The organism is Streptococcus suis (genome assembly GCF_017601095.1).
In the GTDB taxonomy this organism is placed as follows: domain Bacteria; phylum Bacillota; class Bacilli; order Lactobacillales; family Streptococcaceae; genus Streptococcus; species Streptococcus suis_Z.
Map to the genome: position 1 here is coordinate 117,310 of NZ_JAGFUX010000004.1, position 25,739 is coordinate 143,048.

Sequence of the window (25,739 nt, forward strand, 5' to 3'; positions counted from 1 at the left end):
CAGCTCATTTTTTCGTGCTAAGATGCTTATTTCATGGTATAATGATTCAGTTTGAAAAAATTGTGTAAAGGAGATTACATGAATCTATTTCGAAAGAAAACTTTGGGAAATTCAAAGACAGCCATGCACCGTCACTTGAGATTGGTTGACCTGATTCTTCTTGGAATTGGTTCCATGGTTGGAACGGGAATTTTTACTGTAACGGGGTTGGCAGCTGCAGAATATGCAGGCCCTGCCTTGGTCATCTCTATCTTAATCGCGGCGGTTTCAGTTGGTTTGACAGCATTGTTTTATGCTGAATATGCCTCTCGCATCCCAGCAAATGGGGGTGCCTATGGGTACTTGTATTCCATTTTTGGGGAATTTCCTGCTTGGTTAGCGGGCTGGTTGACCATCATGGAATTTTTAACAGCTGTTTCGAGTGTTGCCTCTGGTTGGGGAGCCTACTTGAAGGGGCTCTTAGTCAATATGGGGATTACCTTACCTACTGCCTTGAATGGCACTTTTAATCCTCAAGCAGGGACCTATATCGATATCCTTCCTGTCTTGGTACTTGGTTTTGTAGTGGGGGTAGTTCTCTTAAATTCTAAGGCAGCTCTTCGTTTCAATTCTGCCCTGGTTATTCTGAAATTTTCTGCCTTAGCACTCTTTTTGCTCGTTGGAATCAGTCATCTTCAACCAGCGAATTGGTCCAATTTTGCCCCCTATGGCTTTGGTGCTTTCTATGGTGGTGAGGCGGGAATTATGGCCGGTGCCTCGCTCATGTTTTTTGCTTTCTTAGGCTTTGAGTCTATCTCTCTTGCAATCGATGAAGTGAAGCAGCCTGAAAAAAATGTTCCCAAGGGAATTGTTATTTCCCTGTCCATTGTCACCATTCTTTATATCCTAGTGACTCTGGTCCTAACTGGGATGGTTCATTACAGTCAGTTGAATGTAGCGGATGCGGTTGCCTTTGCGTTGCGACAAGTGGGCATGGGTTGGGCAGCATCTTATGTCTCGATTGTTGCGATTTTGACTCTCATTACAGTGTGTATTTCGATGACTTACGCTCTATCGCGAATGGTTTACTCCATTAGCCGCGATGGTCTCTTGCCAAAATCTCTCAGTCAATTAACCACAAAGAGCAAGGTGCCAAAAAATGCAACCATCTTAGTTGGCATTTTTGCTGCAATCTGTGCAGGCGTTTTTCCTCTTGCATCCATCGCTTCCTTCTTGAATATCTGTACTCTGGCTTATCTGATTCTCTTGGCCGCAGGGATTATTCGATTGAGACAGAAGGAAGGCCCGGCAAAAGAAGGACAATTCTCTACTCCATTGGTTCCGATTTTGCCAATCATCTCTATCTTGATTTGCTTGTCCTTTATGTTTCAATATGGACTGGCAACTTGGCTAGCCTTCTTCCTAGCCTTGCTCATCGGAACAGGTATTTATCTCTTTTACGGCTACAAGCATTCCGAACTCAATCATTTGAAATAAGTTAAATCCCTGTTCCATACAGGGATTTTCTTGCCTATATTGTCTTGCAAAAAAATATTGGATGGTCTATAATAAACATATAAAAGATAGGTCCGATTGAGAGGAGGAAAGTCTATGACAAATCAATCGATTCGTGAACGTGCTCGAGCAATTTGGTCAAGTACAGATGGTCTGATTGGAATCTTTTTAGTTCCAGTTTTGCTGGGTTTACTAGTTGAACTAGTCAATCATTTGCTCAATTCCATCTTATTGGTGAGTAAATTTCGTTATTTTTATCAGCAGATTCCTGTTTACAATGACGGCACTCACTTCCAGCATGTGACGCTTGATTTTGGGATTGAATATACTTTTTTGTTTCAATTCCTTGTTGAATTGCTCTTCCTAGTTACCCTGTTTCAGGTTTTGCAACGGGTTCGTGAAGTGACGCGTCAGCTTTCTTATAAGGAGAGTTTCCGCATTCTATTTGGACCACGTTTTGTGCCGATTGTCTTAGCGACCATGGTGAAGGAGTTTTGTCTCTATCTAGCCTCCCTTCCTTTGATTGTCGGCTTAGTCACTGGACTCGGTCTAATTCTAACACCAAATCTCTATTTTCTGTCTTACGGGAATTTGCCCGATTTTAGTCCACTTGTGACCACGAGCGTCGGTCTCATTAGTCTGGGTCTGACAGTCTTTGGCATACTCTTATTTCTCTATGTTGACTTGAGCCTGAAGCCTATGTACTTCTTGTTGTATGATCAGTTGGAAGCTGGGGTATTTCAAAATCCCTTCAAACTGATGAAACAAAGTTGGCAGTTGATGAAAGGGCATCGCATGAGACTCTTTCTTTTGGATTTGTCTTTCTTCTTCTGGTGGATTGGTATACTATTGACATTCGGTCTCTTGGCGATTTATGTAATACCCTATTATTGGACGTGTCAAGCCCTTTTCTATGAAGATCGCAAAAGCCAGTCTGCTGATTTGTATCAGACATTTTTTCTGACTGCAACAAAATAATGCTCAAAAAAAAAAGCCTGTTAAGCAGGCTTCTTTTTCTTTAAAAATAAATCGTAGGTTAACCAGCAGATAATTAGGGATTGGACCAAGAGGCTGATGATGGAGCCTTCGACCCCGAAATCACCACCTGATAGCCACTCCGGTCCTAAAGTGCGAACTTGGATAAAGGCTTGGCCAGCATGAGTTCCACTGACAGGAAAGGCAAAGACATTGCCTTGGAAACAGTTCCAAGCAGCATGTAAGCCACCAATCAGCCAGATAGTTCCTGTCTTTAGCATAACCAGGCAGGCGAGGAGGGCAAAGAGTGTCAGATCCAAGAGAGGAATGATGGAGATGGCGTCATTTCCCAAGTGGAGTGCAGTGAAAAAGAGTGATGAAATGAGGATACCAACCGGTAGATTGTAGCGAGCTGCTAGAGATGAAAACATCCAACCTCTGGTTAGTAATTCTTCCGTTGTTCCTTGGATAGACCAAGCCAGGATTAGAATCAAAAATTGTCCCAAAAATAGTGGTGAAAAATGGAAGCTAACAAATTCAATGGCACCACAGACCCACATCAAGGCAACACAGCTAATCAACATAGTTGCTCCCAAGCCCCATCCCAGAAGAAAATCCTTGACGGCACTCGTTTTGGTCAAACCGATTCCAAGCCAGGGGCTGATTTCTACCTTTCTTGCCCACAGAATGACAGCTAAACTGATAAAGGCAAAGGCAAATAATTCAAAGCAAAGTGTTATAAAAGTATTTTCCTCAAAGGCAACTATAAAGGGCATCAAGGCAAAATAGCCAATCATTTCCGCAACAAGAGTCAGTAAAAGACCGACTACAGGGGATAGGAACAAATTTAAATTAAAGGATGATTTGGCTTTTTCGGAAATGAATGCTATCTTCATACTATTCTCCTTGCTTGTGTTTAGTACCAGTCTATCATATTTTCCTATGGAAAACTAGACGGGATCTCGATTAGCGTGTTATAATGATACAAAAGTATACAAGGAGATAATCTATGCAATTACAGGATTGGCTAGCAGATTTTCAATTTGGAGAACACCAATTGGTAGGTCCATTTTTTTATGCGACCCCTGTGGCGCTCCGATTTGAGATTGGTCCTGCGGATGAGGCTGAGCAGCTTTCTAGAAAAGTGTATCTGGATAGGGCTTATGCGCGTGCGGTTGAGCTTTTGGGGCGGGCTAGTTCAGCATACGACTATGTGGTTCTTTCGCTGCTTCGACAGGAAGATAGGGATATAGACACCTACCTCTGGCATTTTACATCGAAATTTAATTTTAACAAGTGTCCTGAGCCTGACTTGATTGAAGTGGAGGACTGGACGGGAGAAGTGCTGGTCTATGAACGCTATCTTTTTCCGGTCGCTGACCAAGATTTGAAAGCTCTCTTGTGGGAGATTATCAAGGCTGACCATGGTGGCTTTAACTACCTTTCTGCTTCTCTTATCTTTCTATCTAGCAAGGAAAAGGTTCTGTATCATTGCTATGATGATAGGGGAGTGGATATCGCGGTGGTGGATGATGACAAGCGTCGCCAGCTTTTTACAGATTGTCATGACCTGCTTTTTGATTATGATATGGAGGAGATGGTGAGGAGGATGGATTTTTAAAAACTAATATAAAAATGCCCATGATATACTACGTATACCATGGGTTTGACTTTCAGTCAAACCCTAATAACAACAGTCCTATCACAAAATAAGATTAGGAATCTGAATGGTGTATTTAGTATAATAACGTGGGTTATTTTTTCATCAAACGCTCCTTTTGTACTAATACAAATGTGTTAGGAAAAGCTAGGAGATCTTATGGCAAAGTTTGATATTATTACAATCGAAGACAAGATTCAGCAGTTACTGGAAGTTGGTTTAGACCAAGCTTCTTTTATCTATGAATTCTTGTCTTTTTATGATATTCCAAAAGCGACTATCACCCGTATCCGAAAAGAACAAAGTGGTGAAATCAAGAACAAGCTCTACTTCAAGACGGTTCCTACTGACAAGTCGGTTGTGGCAGGTGTTGCTGAGATTGAAGAAGCAATCAAGGATAAAAAATCACAACTTAGAATGAGATATTTCATAAATTATAAAGTGTGTGAGGTTGAAAATACGTAATATGAATAGGCAGAAAAGGATAGCAAGAGGTTTTAATAGTGGGAAACTCAATATTAAATAAAGCAAAATACAGTGGGAATAATACAGATGAATGGTATACAGATTATAAAACCGTAGAAAGTGAAGTACAACATTATGAATCTCAATTCATTGGAAAAAAAGTACTTTGTAATTGTGACAACCCATATGATTCCGCTTTTGCAAAATATTTTCTGAAAAATTTCAATCGATTCAACTTAAAAAAACTGGTATGTATTTCATATGCCAACTCGGAGATTCATTCAAGTGAAGATGGCAGGGGGCTTATTCTGGAGATTGACGAAATGTCACCTGCTATCATTGATTGTTTAGATGAAAACAAGCTCTTTGACATGCTCGTAAATGATAGAAAGCTTCGAAAACTAACTGGTGACGGAGATTTTAGAAGCCCAGAATCTATAAAGTATTTAATCGATTCTGATATTGTAGTGACAAATCCACCTTTTTCTAAATTTTCAGAATTATTCTCATTGCTAACTAAGTATCATAAGAAATATCTCTTGATTAGCAACCAAAATGCAATAACATACAAAGAAATTTTTCCTTATATAAAGAAGAATGAAGCTCGTGTAGGCTACCATTTTGGAGATATGTCATTTAGGGTTCCAGATAGTACTGAACCAAGAAAAACAAGGTTTTGGGTGGACGAATTTGGTCAAAAATGGAGAAGTTTAGGAAATGCAATGTGGCTTACAAATTTAGAGGTTCCCACTAATAGCAAAAAGAAGCTTGTTTTGACTCACAAATTCATAGAAGGTAATTATCCGAAGTATGATAATTTTGATGCAATTCACGTTTACAGAGTTTCAGAAATACCAATGGATTATTATGGAATAATGGGTGTGCCACTTACATATTTGAAATACCATAATGATGAAATATTTGAAATTGTTGGAGAGGCAAATCATGGTTCTGATAATGAGTATGATCTTTTTAAACCAAAAATAAATGGTAAAGAAATGTTTAAGCGAATATTGATAAAAAGACGAGAGAGTGATAAAGAAATGGAATTTAGAATACTTGATTTATTTTGTGGTGCAGGAGGTATGTCGTATGGAATGCATAAAAATCCTCATTTTGTAACAAAAGTTGCATTAGATGTTAACGAAAAGGTCGCACAGACGTTCAGAAAAAATATCCCAGGCTCAGAATTGATTATAGGAGATATAAAGGACAAAGAGATAAAGAAAAAAATAATAGATCTTTCGAAAAAAAATAAAGTAAATATGATTATTGGTGGACCACCATGTCAAGGGTTCTCGTTAAAAGGTAAGAAGTTAGGGTTAGAGGACCCTAGGAATTTTTTATTTATAGAATTTCTTCATTTAGTTAAGGTGTTGCAACCATTAGTTTTTGTAATAGAAAATGTAAAAAATTTGATGTCGACATCAAACGGTTGGTTTAAAGAACAAATTATAAATGAGATAAAGAAACTAGGTTATGAAGTTAGTGTAGGCATACTTAGAGCAAGTGATTACGGTGTTCCACAAAATAGAGAGAGAGTCATTTTCTTATGTAGTAAAAAAAATGCAATTTCGTTACCAGAGCCAACAGTCAAAAGCTTAACAACAGTTCGAGATGCTATTGAAGATTTAGCGTATTTGAATTCAAATGAGGGTGATTTTGAACAGAGTTATATCACAGAAGCAAGAACAGAATATCAAAAGCTTATGAGGAAAGATAGTGTGAAACTATATAACCATAAAGCCTCCAATCATTCTGAAATTGCAATTCATAAACTTAGCATGATTCCACCAGAAAAAGGTAAGGAATATCTTCCAAAAAAACTTTTAGGAAAACAAAAATATAAATCAACGTGGGGTAGATTGAAGTGGGATGAGCCATCCCCTACTATAGATACAAGATTTGATGCAGCATCAAATGGTACAAACAATCATCCATTTTTACATCGTTCTATTACACCGAGAGAGGCCGCACGAATTCAGTCGTTTGATGATAGATTTATTTTCTATGGTAGTAAGGTTGATATTAGAACACAAATTGGTAATGCAGTGCCACCGCTTATGGCGAAGGCTATTGCTGATCAGATTTATGAAAATTTTGTCAATAATGAGGGTGAGGTAATTGAAAATGAATAATCAAATGGCTTATTTAGTAGGTATGATATTAGGAAATGGAGAAGTACAAAGGGATACCAATTACACCACAGTTACGATAGAGCTACCCCATAAAAATTTACGAGATGATGAAGGGTTAGAAGTTTCAGTATATGTAAAAAGTAGTTTAGCTGATATTAGAAGTATTATTGAGCCGCTGTTAGGACATTCACTGCCTATTTCACAAACAAAGAATGTAACAAGGGTGTCTTTTACAAAGTCTAATGAAGATTATACTATGAGAGAGATTCTCAGATTTATTGGAAATGGTGTTCACCATTCAACTATGGTAATGAATGATGAATTATTTAATATGACTATTGATGAGAAGAAGGAATTGCTCAGAGGGGTAGCAGACGTGACTGGCTACATTAGGAAAAGTAATCTGGCTTTTGGTCAAGATGGATGTCATAGAGTGTACATTGAGATTCCTGGTAACTGGCAATTTGTTATAGATATAGCTAATATGTTGAAAACATTAGATATACCCGTTCAAACAATAGATTTTGGTCATCCTAACTTCAGAGATTCTAATTTAAAAAAATATAGGCAAGGAAAAACGAAATATTGGAAAAAGGAACACCAGGTTAAAATATGGGCAAATGAGTTTCTACCTATAGGATTTAATGTTGTTCACAAGCAAAGGGCATTAGAACGATATGCAGAAGAATTACTTGATTATTTAGATGAAAATAAAACCCATCAATTCTATTGGGAGAAAGCTGTTAGGTTAAGAAGCAAGCCGATTCACCCAATGGAAAATGATGATAGTTTACCAGAAAAAATAAGAGGAAAGCATTTTGATTCATGGACTCAATTAGCAAAAGAGTTAGGATATGGCGAATAAGGTAAGAAGTGAATTTGAGTTATACCCAGGTATGGTCAAATGGTTAGATACATACCTTAGGGAAAAGTTTAAAAACAAGAGGTGTGAAGTATTTGTATTAGATTGTCACTCCGTATATTTAGATTCAATTTTAAATAAATATGATGTAATACAATATTTTCCACAAGTTGTTGGATTGAAAATTGAAATTGATGTTTTGGGGATTGTAAGATGGAAAGATAGAGCTGAAATCTATTTTGTTGAAGCGAAAAAGACAGCGTTAACTCTTCAAAATTTAGGACAATTATTGATATATTGTAAACTTTGTAATCCCGAAGAAGCATATTTATTATCATCTGATGGGTTAGGGAGCCTACAAAAAGTTTTAATCAATTTAAAAAGAGAAGATTTGCTTGATTATGGGAGTGGAAAACGAATAAAAAAAATTAATGTAGCCAGATGGGATATTTCGAAGGATGGAGTAGATAATCATTCTATCATACCTAAAATATAGAGTTTTGTGGTTTAAAAAGGGATTGCTTGAATTAGAAGATGGGCACACTTAATGCTGTAAAGCAGGATGCCTTCTACGATAAACGCGTCCAACTAGAAACGATTTCTCCAACTGGCAAAATAGTTTCCGTTACTGAATGGTTTGTGGTAGAATTAGAACAGATTGAACAAAAAATAAATGAGCTTTTTAAACAACTAAATTTATGATATCTTATCAGCTAAAACAAAGGAGAATATTTATGATGGGAGCATTTCTATTTTTTACATTTGCGATTTGTTATCTGGTGGGCTGTATCGCCATAGCGATTGGTCTCAGACGTAGGAAGTAGGAGGAAAGACAAATGGAAGAACTCTTTATGAAACTCTTTATTTGGATTTTTATCTTACTCTGGTCCTCACCTGTAATCATTATCGCATTGGCAGGTGGTTGGGTCATTTTATGCCTATTGTTTGGCAGAAGGAAATAATGATATTGAAGCCTTGCAAAAGAATGTAACCTATCGTAAAATGGTAGTATATTTCAGATATTCAGGAGGGGGTTGTTATGCCTTACCGTAAATTAACATCAAGCGATCGGACTTTTATCAAAGGGCAGACGGATCGCTTGCTGAATCAGATGAATAGCAATGCGGCCTATTTGGGGACTGTCCAGACCTATGAGGCAGCCAAGGATCGGGCCAATCAAGCCTATCTGGCAATGGAACTGGAAGACGACCTAGATAAAAAGGTACGACTGGCAAAATTGGTTGAAACCTATGCTGCCCAAGCCCAGGCTATATTGGACGAGTGGGAGGAGAAGAACAAACAGGCAGAGAAAGCGGCAAGAGATTTCAAGTTGATCTTGTGGCTGACCGTACTGTTCACCCTTAGCTTTGTTTTTCCAGTCAATATCATTCTCGTCATTCTTTTTGCCGTCTGGTTTTATCGAAATTACCTTCGTTCTAGTAAATCCGACTGACATGCAGAGAAAGCGGCAAGAGATTTCAAGTTGATCTTGTGGCTGACCCTACTGTTCGCCCTTAGCTTTGTTTTTCCAGTCAATATCATTCTCGTCATTCTTTTTGCCGTCTGGTTTTATCGGAATTACCTTCGTTCTAGTAAATCCGACCGAGTAACTAAGACCGCCGCTAATAGCCAGTCTTTGACAGAAGAGGAAAGGTATGAAGAATGGATGACAGAAAAGATTGTCACTCTCAACAAGGACAAGCGGGAGTGGACTGAGGCTATGCTGACAAAATATGACAACTTAGATGACATAGCAGCTGGTATCGGTGAAATGGATGAGATAGATAAAGTGGCTGGTAAGAAGCTTCTTCGACGCTATCAGGACATTTTAGCAGATATTGAAAAACTTCCTAATTCTGACCAGAAAACCTATTATTTGGATTTTCATCAGGAGATCATTGCCGACTTGGAAGATCTATTTGAACAACTCCATTTTGGATAAGAAAAACCGGTAACAGTACAAGGCTGTTGCCGGTTTTGTTATTCGTCTATGGAAAAGACCAAGACCATGATTTGTATAAAGGTAAAGCCCAGGATGAAGGGCAGGGCAGCCCAGGAAATGACTTCAATCATTTCACTGACGACTAGGCTTGGTCTGGTAAAGATGTCCCATGAATTGAGCCGTGCATAGCGTCCGATGTGAATGGCAAAGCTGGATAGAAGGGAAAGACCACCAATCAGAAATAGCCTGATCCAGTAGGACTTGATAGAGAAGGCAGAGAAAATCAGCCGCAAACTTTCCACGCCAGTCATAACCCCATAGAAAATACTTGGGACATAGAGCATGAAAAGGATCATGCTGTCCCGTTGCCAGAGGACTGTGTTGGCAAAGTGCATGTGGACGATGTCCGTCACCATGTAAAAGGTATTGGGGTAGAAGAAGAGCCAGAGGAGCCCAGCAATGATTTTGAGGATATTAGATTTTGTGTGGTTGGTGAGGATAGCAAAATCAAGTGCCACTAAGGCTAAAAACATATTCCAAGTCAAGTCAGGTGCAGTGACACCGTAACGCTTTAGACCGGCAGCAATGATGAGGAAAAAAATATGGATAAAAATATTTTTCTTTGTAAACATGACAAACCTCTCTCATTAAAATATAAAAGCTAGTATATCACATTCTCATGGAAAATAGGTATTTGATATCGAACTGTCAGGACTTGTTTAAGCTTGGATTAAAAAAAGAAACAGCAACCTGTTTCTTTAGAGTTTATTCATCCACTGCAAAAACCAGCACCATGATTTGTATGAGGGTGAATCCAAAAATGAAGGGGAAGGTTTCCCAACTTATTGCAGAAATCATGCTAGTAAATACTGTTACTGGGCGCGTGAAAATATCCCAGGAGCGAATATTGGCATAGCGACCGATATAAATAGCATAGCTAGCAAATAGAGACAGACTGCCGATAATTAAGAGACGTAGTCCGTAAAATTTAATATTGTATCCCTTGAAAATAGCTTCTAAGCTCTCAACACCAGCCATGATACCAAATAAGATACTTGGGATATAAAGCATGAATAAGAGTAAACTATTACGTTCCCAAAGGGCAGTGCTGGAAAATTGAATATTGACTAACTCAGTTAACACATAGAAGGTATTTGGATAGAAGAAGAGCCAGAAAGGAGTGATAAGCAGTTTACTTGCAAGGTGATCATTCTGGCGAACTAGGATGGCAAAGTCCAAGGCCAACAAGGCCCATAGCATATTCCACATCAGGCCGGTATTTTGAACGTCATTTAAGAGCATTCCGACACAAATAATAACAAAAAATAGATGGATTAAGAGATTTTTAGGTGAAAACATAGACAACCCCATTCTTTTTCATAACTTCTTCTAGTATAACATATCTTAGAAGGATTGTGGATGGGAAGTCGCTTTGTTTTTGCACAAAAATATGATAAAATGGGGTGTTATCAAGAACAGGGTTTCATTTGCCCTGAGTTGAAAGGAAAAAATATGACAAAAACACCGTTTTATATTACCACACCGATTTATTATCCTTCCGGTAAGCTTCACATCGGATCGGCCTACACGACTATTGCCTGCGATGTCTTGGCTCGCTACAAGCGTCTGATGGGCCACGAGGTCTTCTATCTGACAGGGCTTGATGAGCACGGGCAGAAGATCGAGGAGAAGGCAAAAGAGGCTGGTTTGACACCACAAGCCTACGTTGACGGCATGGCGGTTGGCGTTAAAGAGCTCTGGAACTTGCTCGACATCTCTTACGACAAATTTATCCGCACGACTGATGATTACCACGAGGAAGTGGTGGCGGCTGTTTTTGAAAAATTGCTGGCGCAGGACGACATATACTTGGGAGAGTATTCTGGATGGTACTCCGTATCGGACGAGGAATTTTTCACCGAGAGCCAATTAGAAGAGGTCTTCCGAGATGAAAACGGCAAGGTAACAGGTGGTATCGCTCCGAGCGGTCACGAGGTTGCCTGGGTGTCAGAAGAATCCTATTTCCTCCGCCTCAGCAAGTATCAGGATAAATTGGTCGAGTTTTTCAATGCTCATCCAGACTTTATCCAGCCAGACGGCCGCCTCAATGAAATTATGAAAAACTTCATCGAGCCAGGCTTGGAAGATTTGGCAGTATCCCGTACCTCATTTACATGGGGTGTACCTGTACCGTCCAATCCAAAACACGTTGTTTATGTCTGGATTGATGCCCTACTCAACTACGCAACTGCCTTGGGTTATGGTCAGGAAGAAACCGCCAACTACGACAAGTTCTGGAATGGAACAGTTTACCACATGGTTGGTAAGGACATTCTTCGCTTCCACTCCATTTACTGGCCAATCATGCTCATGATGTTGGACATGAAGTTGCCAGACCGCTTGGTTGCTCATGGCTGGTTTGTCATGAAAGACGGCAAGATGTCTAAGTCTAAGGGCAATGTGGTCTATCCAGAAATGTTGGTCGAGCGTTTCGGCTTGGATCCACTTCGTTACTACCTCATGCGTAGTCTGCCAGTTGGTTCTGACGGCACCTTTACGCCAGAAGACTATGTTGGTCGTATCAACTACGAACTGGCCAACGACCTTGGAAACTTACTCAACCGTACAGTTGCTATGATTAACAAGTATTTCAGCGGTCAGGTCCCAACCTTTGTTGCTAACGTGACTGATTTTGATGCGGACTTGGCGGCAGTAGTAGCTGAAAACTTGGCAAGCTACCACAAGTATATGGAAGCTGTTGACTACCCACGCGCCTTGGAAGCGGTCTGGAATATCATCTCCCGTACCAACAAGTACATCGATGAAACAGCACCGTGGGTCTTGGCAAAAGACGAAGCCGACCGTGACAAGTTGGCAGCAGTCATGGCTCACTTGACAGCAGGTCTTCGTGTTGTGGCTCACCTCATTCAGCCATTCATGATGACGACGTCTAATGCCATTATGGAACAGCTTGGTTTGGGAACAGAATTTGCCCTTGAAAGTCTTGACTTTGCAGGTCTTCCAGCAGGTTTGACAGTGGTCGCAAAAGGCATGCCTATCTTCCCACGTCTGGATATGGAAGAGGAAATCACCTATATCCAAGCTCAAATGGGTGGTAGCTCTGCTATTTCCCAAGAGGAAGAAAAGGAGTGGAACCCAGCTGATGTGGAGCTTAAAAACGAGAAATCCGCCATTAAGTTCGAGGACTTTGATGCGGTTGAAATCCGCGTAGCCGAAGTCAAGGAAGTAGCCAAGGTGGAGGGCTCTGACAAGTTGCTCAAGTTCCGTCTAGATGCGGGTGATGGACAAGACCGCCAAATCCTGTCTGGTATCGCCAAGTACTATCCAAATGAGCAAGAGTTGGTCGGCAAGAAAGTCCAAATCGTTGCCAACCTCAAGGCACGTAAGATGATGGGCTTGCTCAGCCAGGGTATGATCCTCTCAGCCGAACACGACGGCAATTTGACACTTTTAACAGTAGATCCATCTGTGCCAAACGGCAGTCAGATTGGGTAAATTCTCAACACTCAGCTAAGCTGGGTGTTTTTTTTGCGAACTTATAAGAAAAGGAGAGTCTATGCTAGTAGCCATCGATCAAAGAGGACAAACCGTCAATCTTTTGGAAAAACCAGAGGTGAAAAAGGGGGACTATTTCTGCCCAGCCTGCTCTGGCAGGGTCCGTTACCGGTCTGGGAAAATTCTGCGTTCGCATTTTGCCCACCAAACCTTACGGGATTGCGATTTCTGGTCCGAGAATGAATCCGCCCAGCATCTGGAATTAAAAACCATCCTGTATGATTGGCTGAGGAAGCAAGAGGTAGTGAAACTTGAGGTCCCTCTACCCCAGATACAGCAAGTTGCAGACCTCCTTGTCAATCAAAATATAGCCTTAGAGGTGCAATGTTCACGTCTGTCCATCTCACGCTTGCAGGAGCGGACCAAGGCCTATCAGCAGGCAGGTATGGCGGTTCTGTGGCTCTTGGGCAAGAACCTCTGGCTTGGAGAACGATTGACCAATCTCCACAAACAATTTCTGTATTTTAGTATGAATATGGGCTTTCATCTGTGGGAGTTGGATGCGGACAAGGAGGAGCTACGGTTGCACTACCTGATTCACGAGGACTGGCAGGGAAAGGTCCACAAGTTGACCAAGGTCTTCCCATTTGGTCAGGGAGATTTGCTGGCTATTCTGCGTTTGCCATTTGCCAAGCAAACCATGTCCCATTTTACCTGTCCCATGGATATGGACTTGCTGAACTATGTCGCCAAACAGCTCTATTACCGCGTTCCCAAGTGGATGAACTTGCAGGCGGAAGCCTATCAGCAAGGGAAAAACTTGCTTAGTCAGTCTCTGGATGACTTCTATCCCCAAATCCGACTTCCCCGCTCTGCTATTGGCTTTGCCCAAATTCGCCAGGACTTAAGCTCCCTCTACCCAGCCTTTGACCAGCATTATGAAAGTGTCAAGAACAAGCGACAGCAAGTGGTTTTTCCGCCAGTAATTTATTATAACAATTAGAATGAAAACCCTCACTTTCCGATGGTAAGTGGGGCTTTTTTGTGGTAAAATATTGGGAACGGAGGATTTATTATGTCAAAACAACGTCATGAAATCGAAGAAAAATACCAGTGGGATTTAGCGACTATTTTCCCAACAGATGAGGCTTGGGAAGCCGAGTTGGCTGATCTCCAAGCAGAAACAGAAAAAGCTAAGGCCTTTGCAGGTCACTTGTTGGACTCAGCTAAGAGCCTTTTGGAGATTAGCGAAACCCAGCTTGGTCTGATTCGTAGGCTTGAAAAGCTCTATGTCTATGCGAATATGAAAAATGACCAAGATACTCGTGAAGGGAAATATCAGGAATTCCAAGCTAAAGGTATGACCCTCTATTCTGCCTTTTCACAGGCTTTTGCCTTCTATGAGCCAGAATTTATGGCCATTACTGAGGAGCAACTAGAGGCTTTCAAGGCAGAAGAGCCAGCTCTTACTCAGTACAACCACCAGTTTGAAAAACTCTTGGCAGCCAAGGATCACATCTTGTCACAAGAAGTAGAAGAAGTTCTTGCGGCGACCAGTGAGATTTTTGAAGCACCATCTGAAACATTCTCTGTCTTGGATAATGCTAGCCTGCGTTTCCCAGAAATCGCAGATGAGGACGGCAAGTTGGTGCCCCTTTCTCACGGCAACTACATCTCCTTTATGGAGTCCAAAAACCGCGAAGTGCGTCAAGAGGCCTATGAGGCACTCTACGAAACCTACGAGCAGTTCCAGCATACCTACGCCAAGACCCTTCAGTCTAACGTTAAGGTCAATAACCTGAAAGCTCGTTTGCGGAAGTACGATTCAGCCCGCCACGCAGCCCTTTCTGCCAACTTTATCCCAGAGTCCGTTTACGATACATTAGTGTCAGCAGTCAACAAGCACCTCCCGCTCTTGCACCGCTACATCAATTTGCGTAAGAAACTCTTGGGTATTGACGACCTTAAGATGTACGATATGTACACACCGCTTTCTAGCACAGACACAAAAGTTACTTATGAGGAGGCCTTGGCTACCTGTGCGGATACCTTGAACATCTTTGGTGATGAGTACGCAGCTATCGTCAAAGAAGCCTTTGAAAACCGCTGGATTGATGTCCATGTCAACGAAGGTAAACGTTCAGGAGCTTATTCGGGTGGTGCCTATGACACCAACGCCTTCATGCTCCTCAACTGGCAGGACAATTTGGACAATATGTACACCCTGATTCACGAAACAGGGCATTCACTTCATTCTATGTTGACTCGTCAGAACCAGCCCTATGTCTATGGTCACTATTCTATTTTCTTGGCTGAGATTGCTTCGACCACCAATGAAAATCTCCTGACAGAGAAGCTCTTGGCAGAAGTAGAAGACGACAAGACCCGCTTTGCCATTCTCAATCACTACCTCGACGGCTTCCGTGGAACTGTCTTCCGCCAAACCCAATTTGCTGAGTTTGAGCAGGCGATTTACAAGGCTGACCAGGAAGGCCAAGTCTTGACCGCTGATTTCCTCAACCAGCTCTATGGTGAGCTTAACGAGAAGTATTACGGCTTGTCTGCGGAAGAAAATCCATTGATTCAGTACGAGTGGGCTCGTATTCCACATTTCTATTACAATTTCTATGTTTACCAATATTCAACTGGCTTTGCGGCAGCGTCTGCTTTGGCAGACAAGATTGTCAATGGTAGCCCAGAGGACAAGGAAAACTACCTCAATTATCTCAAGGCTGGTAGCTCTGATTATCCACTCAATGTCATTGCAAAAGCTGGCGTGGATATGACCAAGGAAGACTATCTCAACGATGCCTTCAAGGTCTTTGAAGCCCGCTTGACAGAGTTGGAAGCTCTCGTTGAGAAAGGTGTGCACCTATAAGATGATTTCCTATAACCGCTCTAGTCTGATTCCATTTGCGACGGCAGCTTGTTTATTTGTGATTGCCCTGGGTTTACTGACTCACCCCAATACTGGAGAGCATCGGTTCCTAATGGCTCTAGTTTTATTGATTTCAGCCCTTGTTTTTACTGGCTGGGGGATTTTTATCAGAAGACAAGCACCAGCCCTTGTGATTGGAGAACAGGGTGTCGAACTACGTCCGACCATGTTTGGGCCAAGGTCTAACTTTAGTTGGGAAGATATTGTTTCTATTCAATATGTGGTTCGTCAGAGCGAGGGGCTACAGTATGTCATCTTGAAAAAAGATTTCCTCTTTTATGGAGAGAATCGTCAGTTTTTAATCAGTATGCCTGTGGGTAAATTAGCAGAATTTGACTTCAATGATGTCTATCATTTTATTCAAGAGCAAGCCCCTCATGTCACTTGGGAATTTTCGGATGATGTACAGTTTTATTAAAAAAGCAATGTCGAGATAGCGACAAATGAAATAATGAAAGGAGTTTGCATGTTTACAGAAGAATCTCTCCAAGATATTTTTGAGATTGCGGATATTCTATCAGAAGGTGATGAGGTTTTATACCGTCAACTCAAGGAAATTGTTTTTGCACAAGATCCAGAAGCTTTATTGGACCATCTGGAAACCTTGATTGCGCCTGAGTTCTTCCAAGATTTGTTGGAAAAATTTACGGACTCAGAAAAGAACAATCTATGGTATATTATGGTCTATCTGCTCATCCAACGCAACTATATTGTTGTGACTGGTCAGACTGAGTTTTTGTCTAGCTTCATTCAAGGATTTGACAAAGTTCCCTTTATGCAGCGTTCAGGAATCACTCTCTGGTCTAAGCTCTTCCAGTTGGACACCAGAGATAGTCAGTTGAAATGGATTTCCAATATCAACCACATTTTGCTCTTGCAAGATGCGGTAGTAGGTGCCATCTATCTCAATGATGGGAAGAATTACTTCTTCCTTAGCAAGCTAGATCAAATCCAGAAGCTCAGCTATTTGTCAGAACGACTTGGATTTAGCATTCATATTGCGGGCTAAGTAACCGCCTCCTATGGGAGGTGGTTTTTTCTTGTCATTCTTGACCCTATGCTGTTCCTGTGCTATACTGAAGATTATGGTTGAAACTTATTCAAAAAATGCAAACCACAATATGCGCCGTCCAGTCGTTAAGGAAGAAATTGTGGATTTTATGCGTACAAAACAGGCGCCTAATAAAGGATTTTTGAAGGAACTAGCGGCCTTTGCGCAAGAAGAAAATATTCCTGTGATTCCGCATGAGACTGTTGCTTTTTTCCGAGTGCTCTTGCAGTCTATTCAGCCCAAGGACATCTTGGAAATTGGGACCGCGATTGGTTTTTCTGCCTTACTAATGGCTGATAATTGCCCTGATGCTCGGATTACGACCATTGATCGCAATGAGGAGATGATTGGCTTGGCCAAGAGAAATTTTACTCAGTTCGATGAGCGAAAACAGATTCAACTTTTGGAAGGTGAGGCGCAGGATATCTTGCCCGGCTTGGATGATAGCTCTTATGATTTTGTATTTATGGATTCCGCAAAATCTAAGTATATCGTCTTTTTGCCAGAAGTTTTGAAAAAGCTGAAAAAGGGTGGCATGATTGTGATTGATGATATTTTCCAAGGTGGTGATGTTGCCTTGCCAATCGAAGAGGTGAGACGTGGGCAGCGAACTATTTATCGAGGTTTGCATAAATTATTTGACGCAACCTTGCAACACCCGGATTTGACAGCCAGCCTAGTCTCCATCAGTGATGGTTTGCTTTTAATCCGTAAAAATGTGGATGAAGTTGCCCTCTTGACTGATGAAAATTAAGCAAGTTTTAAGCTTTTATGATATAATAATTGGGTTAAAGAAAAAAGGAGTAACACATACATGAAGACAAAAAAACTCATTGCAGGAGCAGTTACCTTGTTGGCAACAGTGACTCTTGCAGCTTGCTCAAGTTCTACGGACACTGACATCGTGACCATGAAGGGTCAAACGATTACTGTTTCTGAGTTCTACGAACAGGTGAAGACAAATTCTTCTGCTCAACAAGTTCTCTTGTCTATGGTTATTACAGAAGTATTTGAAGAAAAATATGGCGATAAAGTCACAGATGCGGAAGTAAATGAAGCATTCGACACAATGGCTTCACAATACGGCGATTCTTTCGAAGCAGCCTTGACATCAGCAGGGTTGACAGCTGAAACTTACAAACAGCAAATCCGTACCAATAAATTGGTTGAATACGCAGTGAAATTGGCAGCTGAAGAAGAGTTGACAGACGAAAACTACCAAGCAGCATATGATGCATATACGCCAGAAGTAACAGCACAAATCATTAAACTAGATGATGAAGCAAAAGCTAAAGAAATTCTGGCTGAAGCTCAAAAAGAGGGTGCTGATTTTTCTCAATTGGCAAAAGATAACTCAACGGATTCAACTACTAAAGAAGATGGAGGTACTGTTACCTTTGATTCAACTTCAACAGATATCCCAACAGAAGTTCAAACAGCAATCTTTGCCTTGGATGAAGGTCAAGTGGGAGCATCAGTTGTAACGGTTGTTGATATGACAACCTACACAACATCTTACTATGTTGTGAAATTGAATACCAAAACAGAAAAATCTTCAAACTGGGAAGATTACAAAGACATCTTGAAAGAAGTTATTTTAACAGAAAAACAAGCTGATTCAACCTTCATCGCAGGAGTTGTTTCACAAGCTCTTCAAGATGCAAATGTGAAAGTGAAAGATGCAGCCTTCCAAAGTGTCCTATCACAATACATCACATCCACTACTGAAAGTTCTTCTACGTCGAGCTCTTCAACAGAAGCCTCTAGTTCTTCAACAGAAGCATCTAGCACGACAGAATCAAGTTCTTCAGGTGAATAATTAAGATTGGAAGGAATGTTCTGATTTCAGAAACTTGGCGGTTGCTGCGAGCCAAGACAGACTTCCTTCTTGCTACTTAATTTCTACAATTGAATACAGGTTATGAAATGAGAATGACAAGTCATTGAATGAAGGTGGTACCGCGGTTTTTCGCCCTTCGTTTGGTTTCTTGTTATTTTTTTGGAGGTTATCATGAAGCAATTTCAAGTGAAACAGCGCTTTACCTTTGGTGGTGAAAAATTTGATATTCGTGATAGTTTTGGGAATCTTGCTTATCAAGTGGAGGGCTCTTTTCTCGAAATTCCAAAACGATTTATCGTGACCAATTCCAGAGGTGGGGAAGTCTGTCAGATTACTAAGAAGTTTTTGACCTTCCTGCCCCAGTTTACCATTGATATGGTAGATGGTCATTCTTTCTACTTGCAAAAGGAATTTACTTTTTTCAAGGATCGCTATAGCGTGGAAAATCTAGGTTTAATCCTAGACGGAAATATCTGGGATTTAGATTTTCGCTTGAAAAGGCCAGATGGTATGCTCATAGCTGAAATCTCCAAAGAACTCTTTCATCTAACTTCTCATTACTCCGTTACTGTATTGGAGGACTCCTATGCAGATTTGGTTATCTCCCTCGTGATCGCAATCGACTATGTCGAAATGATGGAAGATGCATCGAGTTAACCCTAACATAAAATTTTAAAAAATTGGTATAGTTGGCTAGCTTGCTAAATTGAACCAGTCTAATCAAAAACGAAAGGAAAGGGCACTGGGTTTATTTGGAATTGAACTCGGGCTAGGTCCGTTCGCTTTAATTATCATTATATGAAAGGAAATGTTCAATTTAACTGTTTCGTTAAATTGACCCCGCCCGGAAGGCTCGCTTCTTTCTAATGCTGACTTCTCAAAATATCTAAATGAAAGGAAAGGGCATCGAGTTTATTCTGAAATGAACTCGGGCTACGGACTTTGTCAAAAAGAGAAACCCTTCCTAGACGCAAGCGTCTTAGTCAGGTTTCCTATTTTGACGGTGTCCGCTTAACGCCCTTAGTATCTTAACTTATGAAAAATCTATCTTCTGCTCAAATTCGTCAAATGTGGTTGGATTTCTGGAAATCAAAAGGCCACTCTGTTGAGCCTTCCGCAAACCTTGTACCTGTCAACGATCCGACACTTCTTTGGATCAACTCTGGTGTGGCAACCCTTAAAAAATATTTCGACGGATCTGTCATTCCTGAAAATCCACGGATTACCAATGCTCAAAAATCAATCCGTACCAACGATATTGAAAACGTTGGTAAGACAGCTCGTCACCACACCATGTTTGAAATGCTTGGTAACTTCTCTATCGGAGATTATTTCCGTGATGAAGCGATTGAGTGGGGCTTTGAGCTCTTGACTAGCCCAGAATGGTTTGCCTTTCCAAAAGACAAGCTCTACATGACCTACTATCCAGACGATGTGGATTCTTACAACCGCTGGATTGCTCTTGGTGTTGAACCAAGCCATCTCATTCCACTTGAAGATAACTTCTGGGAAATTGGTGCAGGTCCTTCTGGTCCAGATACGGAGATTTTCTTCGACCGTGGTACAGACTTTGACCCTGAAAACATTGGCATTCGTTTGCTGGAAGAAGACATTGAAAACGACCGTTACATCGAAATTTGGAATATCGTATTGTCACAATTCAACGCTGATCCAGCTGTTCCGCGTTCTGAATACAAGGAATTGCCAAATAAAAACATCGATACGGGTGCAGGTTTAGAGCGTTTGGCAGCTATTTTCCAAGGAGCTAAGACTAACTTTGAAACGGACCTCTTCTTGCCAATCATTCGTGAAGTTGAGAAGATTTCTGGTAAGACCTATGACCAAGACGGCGATAACATGAGCTTCAAGGTCATCGCAGACCACATCCGTGCCTTGTCATTTGCCATCGGTGACGGTGCCCTTCCAGGAAATGAAGGTCGTGGTTATGTCCTTCGTCGTCTTCTCCGTCGTGCTGTCATGCACGGTCGCCGTTTGGGTATCACTGAGCCATTCTTGTACAAGTTGGTGGAAACGGTTGGCAATATCATGGAAAGCTACTACCCAGAAGTGCTTGAAAAACGTGACTTTATCGAGAAAATCGTTAAGCGTGAGGAAGAAACCTTTGCTCGCACCATTGACGCTGGTAGCGGTCACCTAGAGGAACTTTTGGCTGACTTGAAAGCAGCTGGTAAGGACACTCTTGAAGGTAAGGATATCTTCAAACTCTACGATACCTACGGTTTCCCTGTGGAATTGACCGAGGAATTGGCAGAAGATGCGGGCTATAAGATTGACCATGAAGGCTTCAAGGTTGCCATGAAGGAACAGCAGGACCGTGCCCGTGCTGCCGTTGTCAAAGGTGGCTCAATGGGTATGCAAAATGAAACCCTGGCAGGTATTACCGAAAGCTCAACCTTTGTCTATGGACAAAATAGCCTAGATGCCAAATTGGAAGTCATTATCGCGGACAATGAGCGGACAGAAGCTGTGTCAGAAGGTCAAGCCCTCCTTGTCTTTGACCAAACACCATTCTACGCTGAAATGGGTGGTCAGGTTGCCGACCGTGGTGTCATTAAAAATGATTCAGGTGATGTCGTTGCGACAGTTGTGGATGTGCAGAAAGCGCCGAATGGTCAGCCATTGCACACCGTAGAACTCTCTGCCAGCATTTCGCTTGGTCAAACTTACACACTTGAAATCGATAGCAACCGTCGTCGTGGCGTTGAGAAAAACCACACAGCAACTCACTTGCTTCATGCCGCTCTTCACCATGTCATCGGTGAGCATGCAACCCAGGCTGGTTCCTTGAACGAGGAAGGATTCCTCCGCTTTGACTTCACACACTTTGAAGCAGTGACAGCTGATGAACTTCGTCGTATTGAAAATGAAGTCAATGAAAAAATCTGGGAAGCCTTGGATATTGTCACAGTTGAAACGGATGTTGATACGGCTAAAGAAATGGGGGCTATGGCCCTCTTTGGTGAGAAGTATGGCAAAGTGGTTCGTGTGGTTACAATCGGTGACTATTCTATCGAGCTTTGTGGTGGTACCCACGTTGGCAATACAGCTGAAATCGGTCTTTTCAAGATTGTCAAAGAAGAGGGAATCGGTTCAGGTACCCGCCGTATTTTAGCGGTGACAGGCAAGGAAGCTTTCCTAGCTCTTCGTGACCGCGAGGATGCTCTCAAAGCTGTTGCGCAGACCCTTAAAGTGCCACAAATCGACCAAGTGCCGACAAAAGTGGAGGCACTGGCTGTGGAGCTCCGCGATTTGCAAAAAGAAAATGCTAGTCTGAAAGAAAAGGCAGCGGCAGCAGCTGCTGGAGATGTCTTCAAAGATGTTAAAGAGGCAAATGGTGTCCGCTACATTGCTAGCCAGGTCCAAGTTTCAGATGCAGGTGCTCTCCGTACCTTCGCTGACAACTGGAAGCAGAAAGACTACTCGGATGTCTTGGTGTTGGTTGCGGCCATCGGCGACAAGGTCAATGTCCTTGTGGCAAGTAAGTCAAGCGATGTACATGCAGGAAACCTCATCAAAGTCCTAGCGCCAATCGTAGCAGGTCGTGGTGGCGGTAAGCCGGACATGGCTATGGCAGGTGGTAGCGATGCGTCTGCTATCCAAAACCTCTTGAACAGCGTTGCGGAAAACTTGTAATTAAACAAATCAAACTCTTTTATCCTCTGGATGAAGGAGTTTTTTGGTATAATATGCCTGTCTATATTTTAGCAATTAAGAATAATCGATTCTAACTGAATGGTCTATTATTAAACGGAGGAAAAAATGGGAAAATGTTTAGTCATCGGCTCAACAGTCTGCGATGTAATGATCTATTTGGATAGATTACCTGGTCGACAGGGTGATGCACATATAAAAAAACAAGTCATGTCTCTTGGCGGTTGTGCATTTAATGTTGTCAGTATTCTCCATCATCTCGGAGTAGAATATGATTTCATTTCACCCGTTGGGACTGGCACATATGGAACATTTGTAAAAGAGGGTCTAAATCAGTTGGGGATTCAAACGCCAATTTCAATAGAAGGTGCAAATGGTTGTTGTTACTGCTTTGTGGAGTCGGATGGCGAACGAACATTTTTGTCTGATCATGGAGTGGAGTATAGTTTCAGTCCTTCTTGGTTGGATGGATATGACCTATCTCAGTATGGCCTTGTCTATATTTGTGGATTAGAAGTGGAGGAAGAAACAGGTCAAGCCTTAGTTGACTGGTTGAAAACGTGTGGTCGGCAACTGATTTTTGCTCCTGGACCAAGAGGGAATCTAATTCCAGCCAATCGAATGTCACAGCTATTAGCCCTATCTCCCATCCTTCATCTGAATGAGCAGGAGGTAATGAGTCTTGCTCAAGAAATAGATATTGAAAAGGCTATTCAGGTTTTATTCGATAGAACCCAGCAGCTTATCATTGTGACCAAGGGTTCTAATGGAGCCATCGCTTTTGATGGAGAGTGGCATGAGGCGCCAAGTTTTCCTGCTATTGTAAAAGATACAATTGGTGCGGGTGATAGTCATGTTGGCGCAATGATGGCTGCCTTAGTTACTGAAAAATCAGTTGCGGACTCCCTAGTATTTGCAAATCGTGTTGCTAGTCATGTTGTGGCTACACAGGGAGTACACTTACCAACTCCTATATACGAAGAGTTGAAAATGTGTTTGAATAATCTTTCATCAAATGTCTTGATGAAACATAAGAAATGCTAAATTGTTACCTATTAATTAGAATCTAAAGACCGATTTAGGTCTTTTTTGTATGGTATTCTAGTCATTTTGACAATGTTCATAAACTTTATGACAAAAATTATTATTTTTTTGACAAAGATAATTGTCAAAAAGAAAAAGAAGTGTTACAATGATATCGAAATAAGAAAATGATAAAATAGTCATCGAACATGAGAAAACAGGAGGAATAGTATGAAGTTCAATGGCAATAAAAATAGAATTTTGCTTTCAGGGACAAGTCTTGTTCGGGGACTTCAGGTTTTAGTTGCTTGTTACTTGCTGTATAGGTTGTTTCAAACAATTGTATACGGTCAGGAGATGGACATGATGTCACTGTTAATGTCGATGTGGTCTATATGGATTTTCGATATATTTCTCAAAAAAGCAAAGGAGAAGAAAAATGGAAGCGAAAAAGAAATTATTTGAAGTCAATATCATGGAAAATAGGCAGCTTATGTGGGGATTGAATATTCTCGCTCTTGTACTCATTATTCCATTTGCTTTCCTGTTTGAAAAGATTGGCTCTTTGTTGATCGTTAATAGTTCGGTAAAGGTTGACTTGAACTTGTTTGAGCTATGGTTGGGCTTGCTTCTGTATTTTCTTTTGATTATTGTACACGAGGCTATTCACGGTATCTTCTTCAAGATTTTTTGTCCTGAAAATCCTGTCAAATATGGGTTTATATGGAAATCGGCTATGGCCTATGCGACCAGTCCAGGTTCGCTCTACAATCGGATGAAAATGTTAGTGATTTCTCTAGCACCCTTTGTTGTGATTAGTTTGGCCTTGACCATGCTGGTAGGTTTTGGGATGATGAATGTTATTCTTTACTTTATGTTGGCAACCATGCACGCTGCCTCTTGTGCAGGCGATTTCTACTATGCCTATCTCTTATTGGTCAAGTTTGCCAAGGAAAAAATAGCTGTCGAAGATAAAGAAACAGGCTTGATTATCTACCAAGCCTAGAAAGGAAACATCATGGAATATGTCTTAAAAAATCGGCTCAAGGAGTTGCGGGCACGGGATAGCCTCAACCAGACTGAGTTGGCAAAATTAGCAGAAGTATCACGGCAGACCATTAGTCTGATAGAGCGTGGGGAATACACGCCCTCGGTGGTTATTGCCATGCGCATAGCACAAATTTTCAATGAACCGCTTGAATCGGTTTTTCAACTTGTGGAAGGGGAAGAATCATGACAAGATTTCGTTGTGTCTCACCTAGTTTTTTAGTAGCAGTAAAGGAGAAGTAATATGGTATCAAATCAGTCAACTAAGAAAAAGGCAAGGATTCGTCGAAATAGCCTTCTTTTTATAAGTGGAATATTAATCGGTGCACTTGCAGGTTTTATTCAAGCAATCAGGGAATTTGAACAGTTGCCAGCTTTCTTGACCATGGAAAACCTGCTCATTGCTTTGCGTTGTGTTGAAGTAGGTCTTCTCATTGTCACAGCTTATGTGATTTATCGCTTACTAGCATACCAGAAAGCCTTTCAATCCTGTTCAGAAGATAATGAAGATGAGTATGAACGCTTGTACAATCATTCGCATCGGCAATTGGGTTATTTGTCTATACTCGTCAATGTTTTAGCGAGTTTAACTGTTGTCTGTCTCCTACTTGGCAATGATATTCAAGCTAAGAAAGTAGGAATAAGTTTTTTCTTTTCATTTTTTGAAATTGGCATGTTACTTGTCATGATTGGTCTGCAGTTTATTTTTGTTAAATTGAACAATTTGGTCCGTCATTACAAGCTATCTTTGTTTGCAACGGATGAGGATATGGTGGATTACCTTAACTCGCTGGATGAGGGAGAAAGACAGGCCTACTATGTAAACAGTCATCAAATTGTGTTTAATTTGAATTTTAGTATCCTGCCTCTGCTTTATGTCTTGGTTTTTGCGGTTAGTGCGGCGACTGGACAGGCTCAGGTCTTGGGGTATTTATTGGTGGCCATCGTACATATTTATATCAATTTGTTGCAGGTTAAGTCAGTTCAAGATTATTACCGTTAACGGGCTCAAATGGACTCATCAGGTCCAAGTCAGAAGAGATGCACTAGCTTTTCTAAAAAGAAATAAAAAAAGTTTCACTCGTTAGAGTGAAACTTTTAATGTGCTTTTGAATG

At 41.2% G+C, this 25,739-nt stretch carries 28 protein-coding genes; 25 read left to right on the forward strand and 3 right to left on the reverse strand.

The features are described 5' to 3' along the window. The first annotated feature begins 78 nt into the window (after nt 1-78). Nucleotides 79-1,476 (forward strand): amino acid permease, encoded by a 1,398-nt coding sequence (locus J5566_RS04730; RefSeq protein WP_208562314.1) that lies wholly within the window; start codon nt 79-81, stop codon nt 1,474-1,476. Between the two features lie 114 nt (nt 1,477-1,590). Then, on the forward strand, nt 1,591-2,472 hold the full coding sequence (locus tag J5566_RS04735) for a DUF975 family protein (RefSeq protein ID WP_208562315.1): 882 nt from the start codon (nt 1,591-1,593) through the stop codon (nt 2,470-2,472). A gap of 20 nt (nt 2,473-2,492) precedes the next feature. Here J5566_RS04735 and J5566_RS04740 read toward each other — a convergent pair whose 3' ends face one another. Continuing rightward, nucleotides 2,493-3,365: a CPBP family intramembrane glutamic endopeptidase gene (locus tag J5566_RS04740; protein ID WP_208562316.1), complete on the reverse strand. Its 873-nt coding sequence runs from the start codon at nt 3,363-3,365 to the stop codon at nt 2,493-2,495. Nucleotides 3,366-3,478: 113 nt separating this feature from the next. Here J5566_RS04740 and J5566_RS04745 point away from each other — a divergent pair, with 113 nt between their 5' ends. From J5566_RS04745 to J5566_RS04780, 9 genes are all read left to right on the forward strand, one after another. Beyond that, complete coding sequence (locus tag J5566_RS04745; RefSeq protein WP_208562317.1) at nt 3,479-4,090, forward strand: DUF3885 domain-containing protein; 612 nt, start codon at nt 3,479-3,481, stop codon at nt 4,088-4,090. A 198-nt stretch (nt 4,091-4,288) separates the two neighbouring features. Then, entirely contained in the window at nt 4,289-4,594 is a 306-nt protein-coding gene (locus J5566_RS04750) for a hypothetical protein (protein ID WP_208562318.1), read from the forward strand. Nucleotides 4,595-4,632: 38 nt separating this feature from the next. Then, nucleotides 4,633-6,732: a DNA (cytosine-5-)-methyltransferase gene (gene dcm / locus J5566_RS10760; protein WP_208562319.1), complete on the forward strand. Its 2,100-nt coding sequence runs from the start codon at nt 4,633-4,635 to the stop codon at nt 6,730-6,732. Next, a complete protein-coding gene (locus tag J5566_RS04760; protein WP_208562320.1) occupies nt 6,725-7,597 on the forward strand; it encodes a hypothetical protein in 873 nt (290 codons plus the stop codon). Before dcm ends, J5566_RS04760 begins: the two co-directional genes overlap by 8 nt. Continuing rightward, complete coding sequence (locus J5566_RS04765) at nt 7,587-8,090, forward strand: hypothetical protein (RefSeq protein WP_208562321.1); 504 nt, start codon at nt 7,587-7,589, stop codon at nt 8,088-8,090. Before J5566_RS04760 ends, J5566_RS04765 begins: the two co-directional genes overlap by 11 nt. 38 nt (nt 8,091-8,128) lie before the next feature. Further along, nucleotides 8,129-8,296: a hypothetical protein gene (locus J5566_RS04770; protein WP_208562322.1), complete on the forward strand. Its 168-nt coding sequence runs from the start codon at nt 8,129-8,131 to the stop codon at nt 8,294-8,296. Nucleotides 8,297-8,430: 134 nt separating this feature from the next. Next, nucleotides 8,431-8,556 (forward strand): hypothetical protein, encoded by a 126-nt coding sequence (locus tag J5566_RS10675; RefSeq protein ID WP_279630947.1) that lies wholly within the window; start codon nt 8,431-8,433, stop codon nt 8,554-8,556. Nucleotides 8,557-8,633: 77 nt separating this feature from the next. Continuing rightward, nucleotides 8,634-9,047, forward strand: a complete 414-nt coding sequence (locus tag J5566_RS04775; protein ID WP_244228952.1) for a hypothetical protein — start codon at nt 8,634-8,636, stop codon at nt 9,045-9,047. Between the two features lie 30 nt (nt 9,048-9,077). Next, nucleotides 9,078-9,536, forward strand: coding sequence for a hypothetical protein (locus J5566_RS04780; protein WP_244228953.1), 459 nt, complete (start codon nt 9,078-9,080; stop codon nt 9,534-9,536). 38 nt (nt 9,537-9,574) lie between these two features. Here the strand turns inward: J5566_RS04780 and J5566_RS04785 are convergent, their stop codons facing one another. Beyond that, complete coding sequence (locus tag J5566_RS04785) at nt 9,575-10,168, reverse strand: DUF1361 domain-containing protein (protein WP_208562323.1); 594 nt, start codon at nt 10,166-10,168, stop codon at nt 9,575-9,577. Nucleotides 10,169-10,301: 133 nt separating this feature from the next. Beyond that, a complete protein-coding gene (locus tag J5566_RS04790; protein ID WP_208562324.1) occupies nt 10,302-10,895 on the reverse strand; it encodes a DUF1361 domain-containing protein in 594 nt (197 codons plus the stop codon). 99 nt (nt 10,896-10,994) lie between these two features. On the opposite strand from J5566_RS04790, the gene metG reads away from it, so the two are divergent. From metG to J5566_RS04860, 14 genes are all read left to right on the forward strand, one after another. Beyond that, entirely contained in the window at nt 10,995-13,052 is a 2,058-nt protein-coding gene (gene metG, locus J5566_RS04795; RefSeq protein ID WP_208562418.1) for a methionine--tRNA ligase, read from the forward strand. A gap of 61 nt (nt 13,053-13,113) precedes the next feature. Further along, a complete protein-coding gene (locus tag J5566_RS04800; RefSeq protein WP_208562325.1) occupies nt 13,114-14,055 on the forward strand; it encodes a competence protein CoiA in 942 nt (313 codons plus the stop codon). Nucleotides 14,056-14,127: 72 nt separating this feature from the next. Next, a complete protein-coding gene (gene pepF, locus J5566_RS04805) occupies nt 14,128-15,930 on the forward strand; it encodes an oligoendopeptidase F (RefSeq protein WP_208562326.1) in 1,803 nt (600 codons plus the stop codon). A 1-nt stretch (nt 15,931) separates the two neighbouring features. After that, complete coding sequence (locus J5566_RS04810) at nt 15,932-16,408, forward strand: hypothetical protein (protein WP_208562327.1); 477 nt, start codon at nt 15,932-15,934, stop codon at nt 16,406-16,408. Nucleotides 16,409-16,456: 48 nt separating this feature from the next. Beyond that, entirely contained in the window at nt 16,457-16,999 is a 543-nt protein-coding gene (locus J5566_RS04815; protein WP_208562328.1) for a DUF6630 family protein, read from the forward strand. Between the two features lie 76 nt (nt 17,000-17,075). Continuing rightward, complete coding sequence (locus J5566_RS04820) at nt 17,076-17,795, forward strand: O-methyltransferase (protein WP_208562329.1); 720 nt, start codon at nt 17,076-17,078, stop codon at nt 17,793-17,795. Nucleotides 17,796-17,855: 60 nt separating this feature from the next. Next, the gene (gene prsA, locus J5566_RS04825) at nt 17,856-18,860 is read left to right on the forward strand and encodes a peptidylprolyl isomerase PrsA (protein WP_208562330.1); all 1,005 of its coding nucleotides are present in this window, start codon (nt 17,856-17,858) and stop codon (nt 18,858-18,860) included. A gap of 192 nt (nt 18,861-19,052) precedes the next feature. Then, complete coding sequence (locus J5566_RS04830) at nt 19,053-19,538, forward strand: LURP-one-related/scramblase family protein (RefSeq protein ID WP_208562331.1); 486 nt, start codon at nt 19,053-19,055, stop codon at nt 19,536-19,538. Nucleotides 19,539-19,916: 378 nt separating this feature from the next. Further along, nucleotides 19,917-22,535 (forward strand): alanine--tRNA ligase, encoded by a 2,619-nt coding sequence (gene alaS / locus J5566_RS04835; RefSeq protein WP_208562332.1) that lies wholly within the window; start codon nt 19,917-19,919, stop codon nt 22,533-22,535. A gap of 126 nt (nt 22,536-22,661) precedes the next feature. After that, nucleotides 22,662-23,597 (forward strand): carbohydrate kinase family protein, encoded by a 936-nt coding sequence (locus J5566_RS04840; RefSeq protein WP_208562333.1) that lies wholly within the window; start codon nt 22,662-22,664, stop codon nt 23,595-23,597. Between the two features lie 210 nt (nt 23,598-23,807). After that, nucleotides 23,808-24,041: a hypothetical protein gene (locus J5566_RS04845; protein WP_208562334.1), complete on the forward strand. Its 234-nt coding sequence runs from the start codon at nt 23,808-23,810 to the stop codon at nt 24,039-24,041. Then, nucleotides 24,016-24,582: a DUF3267 domain-containing protein gene (locus tag J5566_RS04850; RefSeq protein ID WP_208562335.1), complete on the forward strand. Its 567-nt coding sequence runs from the start codon at nt 24,016-24,018 to the stop codon at nt 24,580-24,582. Before J5566_RS04845 ends, J5566_RS04850 begins: the two co-directional genes overlap by 26 nt. A gap of 12 nt (nt 24,583-24,594) precedes the next feature. After that, on the forward strand, nt 24,595-24,813 hold the full coding sequence (locus J5566_RS04855; protein WP_172043469.1) for a helix-turn-helix domain-containing protein: 219 nt from the start codon (nt 24,595-24,597) through the stop codon (nt 24,811-24,813). 54 nt (nt 24,814-24,867) lie between these two features. Then, nucleotides 24,868-25,626, forward strand: a complete 759-nt coding sequence (locus tag J5566_RS04860; protein WP_208562336.1) for a DUF3169 family protein — start codon at nt 24,868-24,870, stop codon at nt 25,624-25,626. Nucleotides 25,627-25,739: the final 113 nt, after the last annotated feature.

Excerpts from the sequence above, each read along its gene's own strand:
- J5566_RS04740 (WP_208562316.1), bottom strand. The coding sequence starts at position 3,365 with ATGAAGATAGCATTCATTTCCGAAAAAGCCAAATCATCCTTTAATTTA.
- J5566_RS04735 (WP_208562315.1), top strand. The coding sequence starts at position 1,591 with ATGACAAATCAATCGATTCGTGAACGTGCTCGAGCAATTTGGTCAAGT.
- J5566_RS04775 (WP_244228952.1), top strand. The coding sequence starts at position 8,634 with ATGCCTTACCGTAAATTAACATCAAGCGATCGGACTTTTATCAAAGGG.
- J5566_RS04750 (WP_208562318.1), top strand. The coding sequence starts at position 4,289 with ATGGCAAAGTTTGATATTATTACAATCGAAGACAAGATTCAGCAGTTA.
- J5566_RS04845 (WP_208562334.1), top strand. The coding sequence starts at position 23,808 with ATGAAGTTCAATGGCAATAAAAATAGAATTTTGCTTTCAGGGACAAGT.
- J5566_RS04860 (WP_208562336.1), top strand. The coding sequence starts at position 24,868 with ATGGTATCAAATCAGTCAACTAAGAAAAAGGCAAGGATTCGTCGAAAT.
- metG (WP_208562418.1), top strand. The coding sequence starts at position 10,995 with ATGGGGTGTTATCAAGAACAGGGTTTCATTTGCCCTGAGTTGAAAGGA.
- J5566_RS04785 (WP_208562323.1), bottom strand. The coding sequence starts at position 10,168 with ATGTTTACAAAGAAAAATATTTTTATCCATATTTTTTTCCTCATCATT.
- J5566_RS04770 (WP_208562322.1), top strand. The coding sequence starts at position 8,129 with ATGGGCACACTTAATGCTGTAAAGCAGGATGCCTTCTACGATAAACGC.
- J5566_RS10675 (WP_279630947.1), top strand. The coding sequence starts at position 8,431 with ATGGAAGAACTCTTTATGAAACTCTTTATTTGGATTTTTATCTTACTC.
- J5566_RS04745 (WP_208562317.1), top strand. The coding sequence starts at position 3,479 with ATGCAATTACAGGATTGGCTAGCAGATTTTCAATTTGGAGAACACCAA.
- alaS (WP_208562332.1), top strand. The coding sequence starts at position 19,917 with ATGAAAAATCTATCTTCTGCTCAAATTCGTCAAATGTGGTTGGATTTC.
- J5566_RS04850 (WP_208562335.1), top strand. The coding sequence starts at position 24,016 with ATGGAAGCGAAAAAGAAATTATTTGAAGTCAATATCATGGAAAATAGG.
- J5566_RS04760 (WP_208562320.1), top strand. The coding sequence starts at position 6,725 with ATGAATAATCAAATGGCTTATTTAGTAGGTATGATATTAGGAAATGGA.
- J5566_RS04790 (WP_208562324.1), bottom strand. The coding sequence starts at position 10,895 with ATGTTTTCACCTAAAAATCTCTTAATCCATCTATTTTTTGTTATTATT.
- J5566_RS04730 (WP_208562314.1), top strand. The coding sequence starts at position 79 with ATGAATCTATTTCGAAAGAAAACTTTGGGAAATTCAAAGACAGCCATG.
- J5566_RS04800 (WP_208562325.1), top strand. The coding sequence starts at position 13,114 with ATGCTAGTAGCCATCGATCAAAGAGGACAAACCGTCAATCTTTTGGAA.
- J5566_RS04765 (WP_208562321.1), top strand. The coding sequence starts at position 7,587 with ATGGCGAATAAGGTAAGAAGTGAATTTGAGTTATACCCAGGTATGGTC.
- J5566_RS04830 (WP_208562331.1), top strand. The coding sequence starts at position 19,053 with ATGAAGCAATTTCAAGTGAAACAGCGCTTTACCTTTGGTGGTGAAAAA.
- J5566_RS04855 (WP_172043469.1), top strand. The coding sequence starts at position 24,595 with ATGGAATATGTCTTAAAAAATCGGCTCAAGGAGTTGCGGGCACGGGAT.
- J5566_RS04810 (WP_208562327.1), top strand. The coding sequence starts at position 15,932 with ATGATTTCCTATAACCGCTCTAGTCTGATTCCATTTGCGACGGCAGCT.
- J5566_RS04840 (WP_208562333.1), top strand. The coding sequence starts at position 22,662 with ATGGGAAAATGTTTAGTCATCGGCTCAACAGTCTGCGATGTAATGATC.
- prsA (WP_208562330.1), top strand. The coding sequence starts at position 17,856 with ATGAAGACAAAAAAACTCATTGCAGGAGCAGTTACCTTGTTGGCAACA.
- J5566_RS04815 (WP_208562328.1), top strand. The coding sequence starts at position 16,457 with ATGTTTACAGAAGAATCTCTCCAAGATATTTTTGAGATTGCGGATATT.
- J5566_RS04820 (WP_208562329.1), top strand. The coding sequence starts at position 17,076 with ATGGTTGAAACTTATTCAAAAAATGCAAACCACAATATGCGCCGTCCA.
- pepF (WP_208562326.1), top strand. The coding sequence starts at position 14,128 with ATGTCAAAACAACGTCATGAAATCGAAGAAAAATACCAGTGGGATTTA.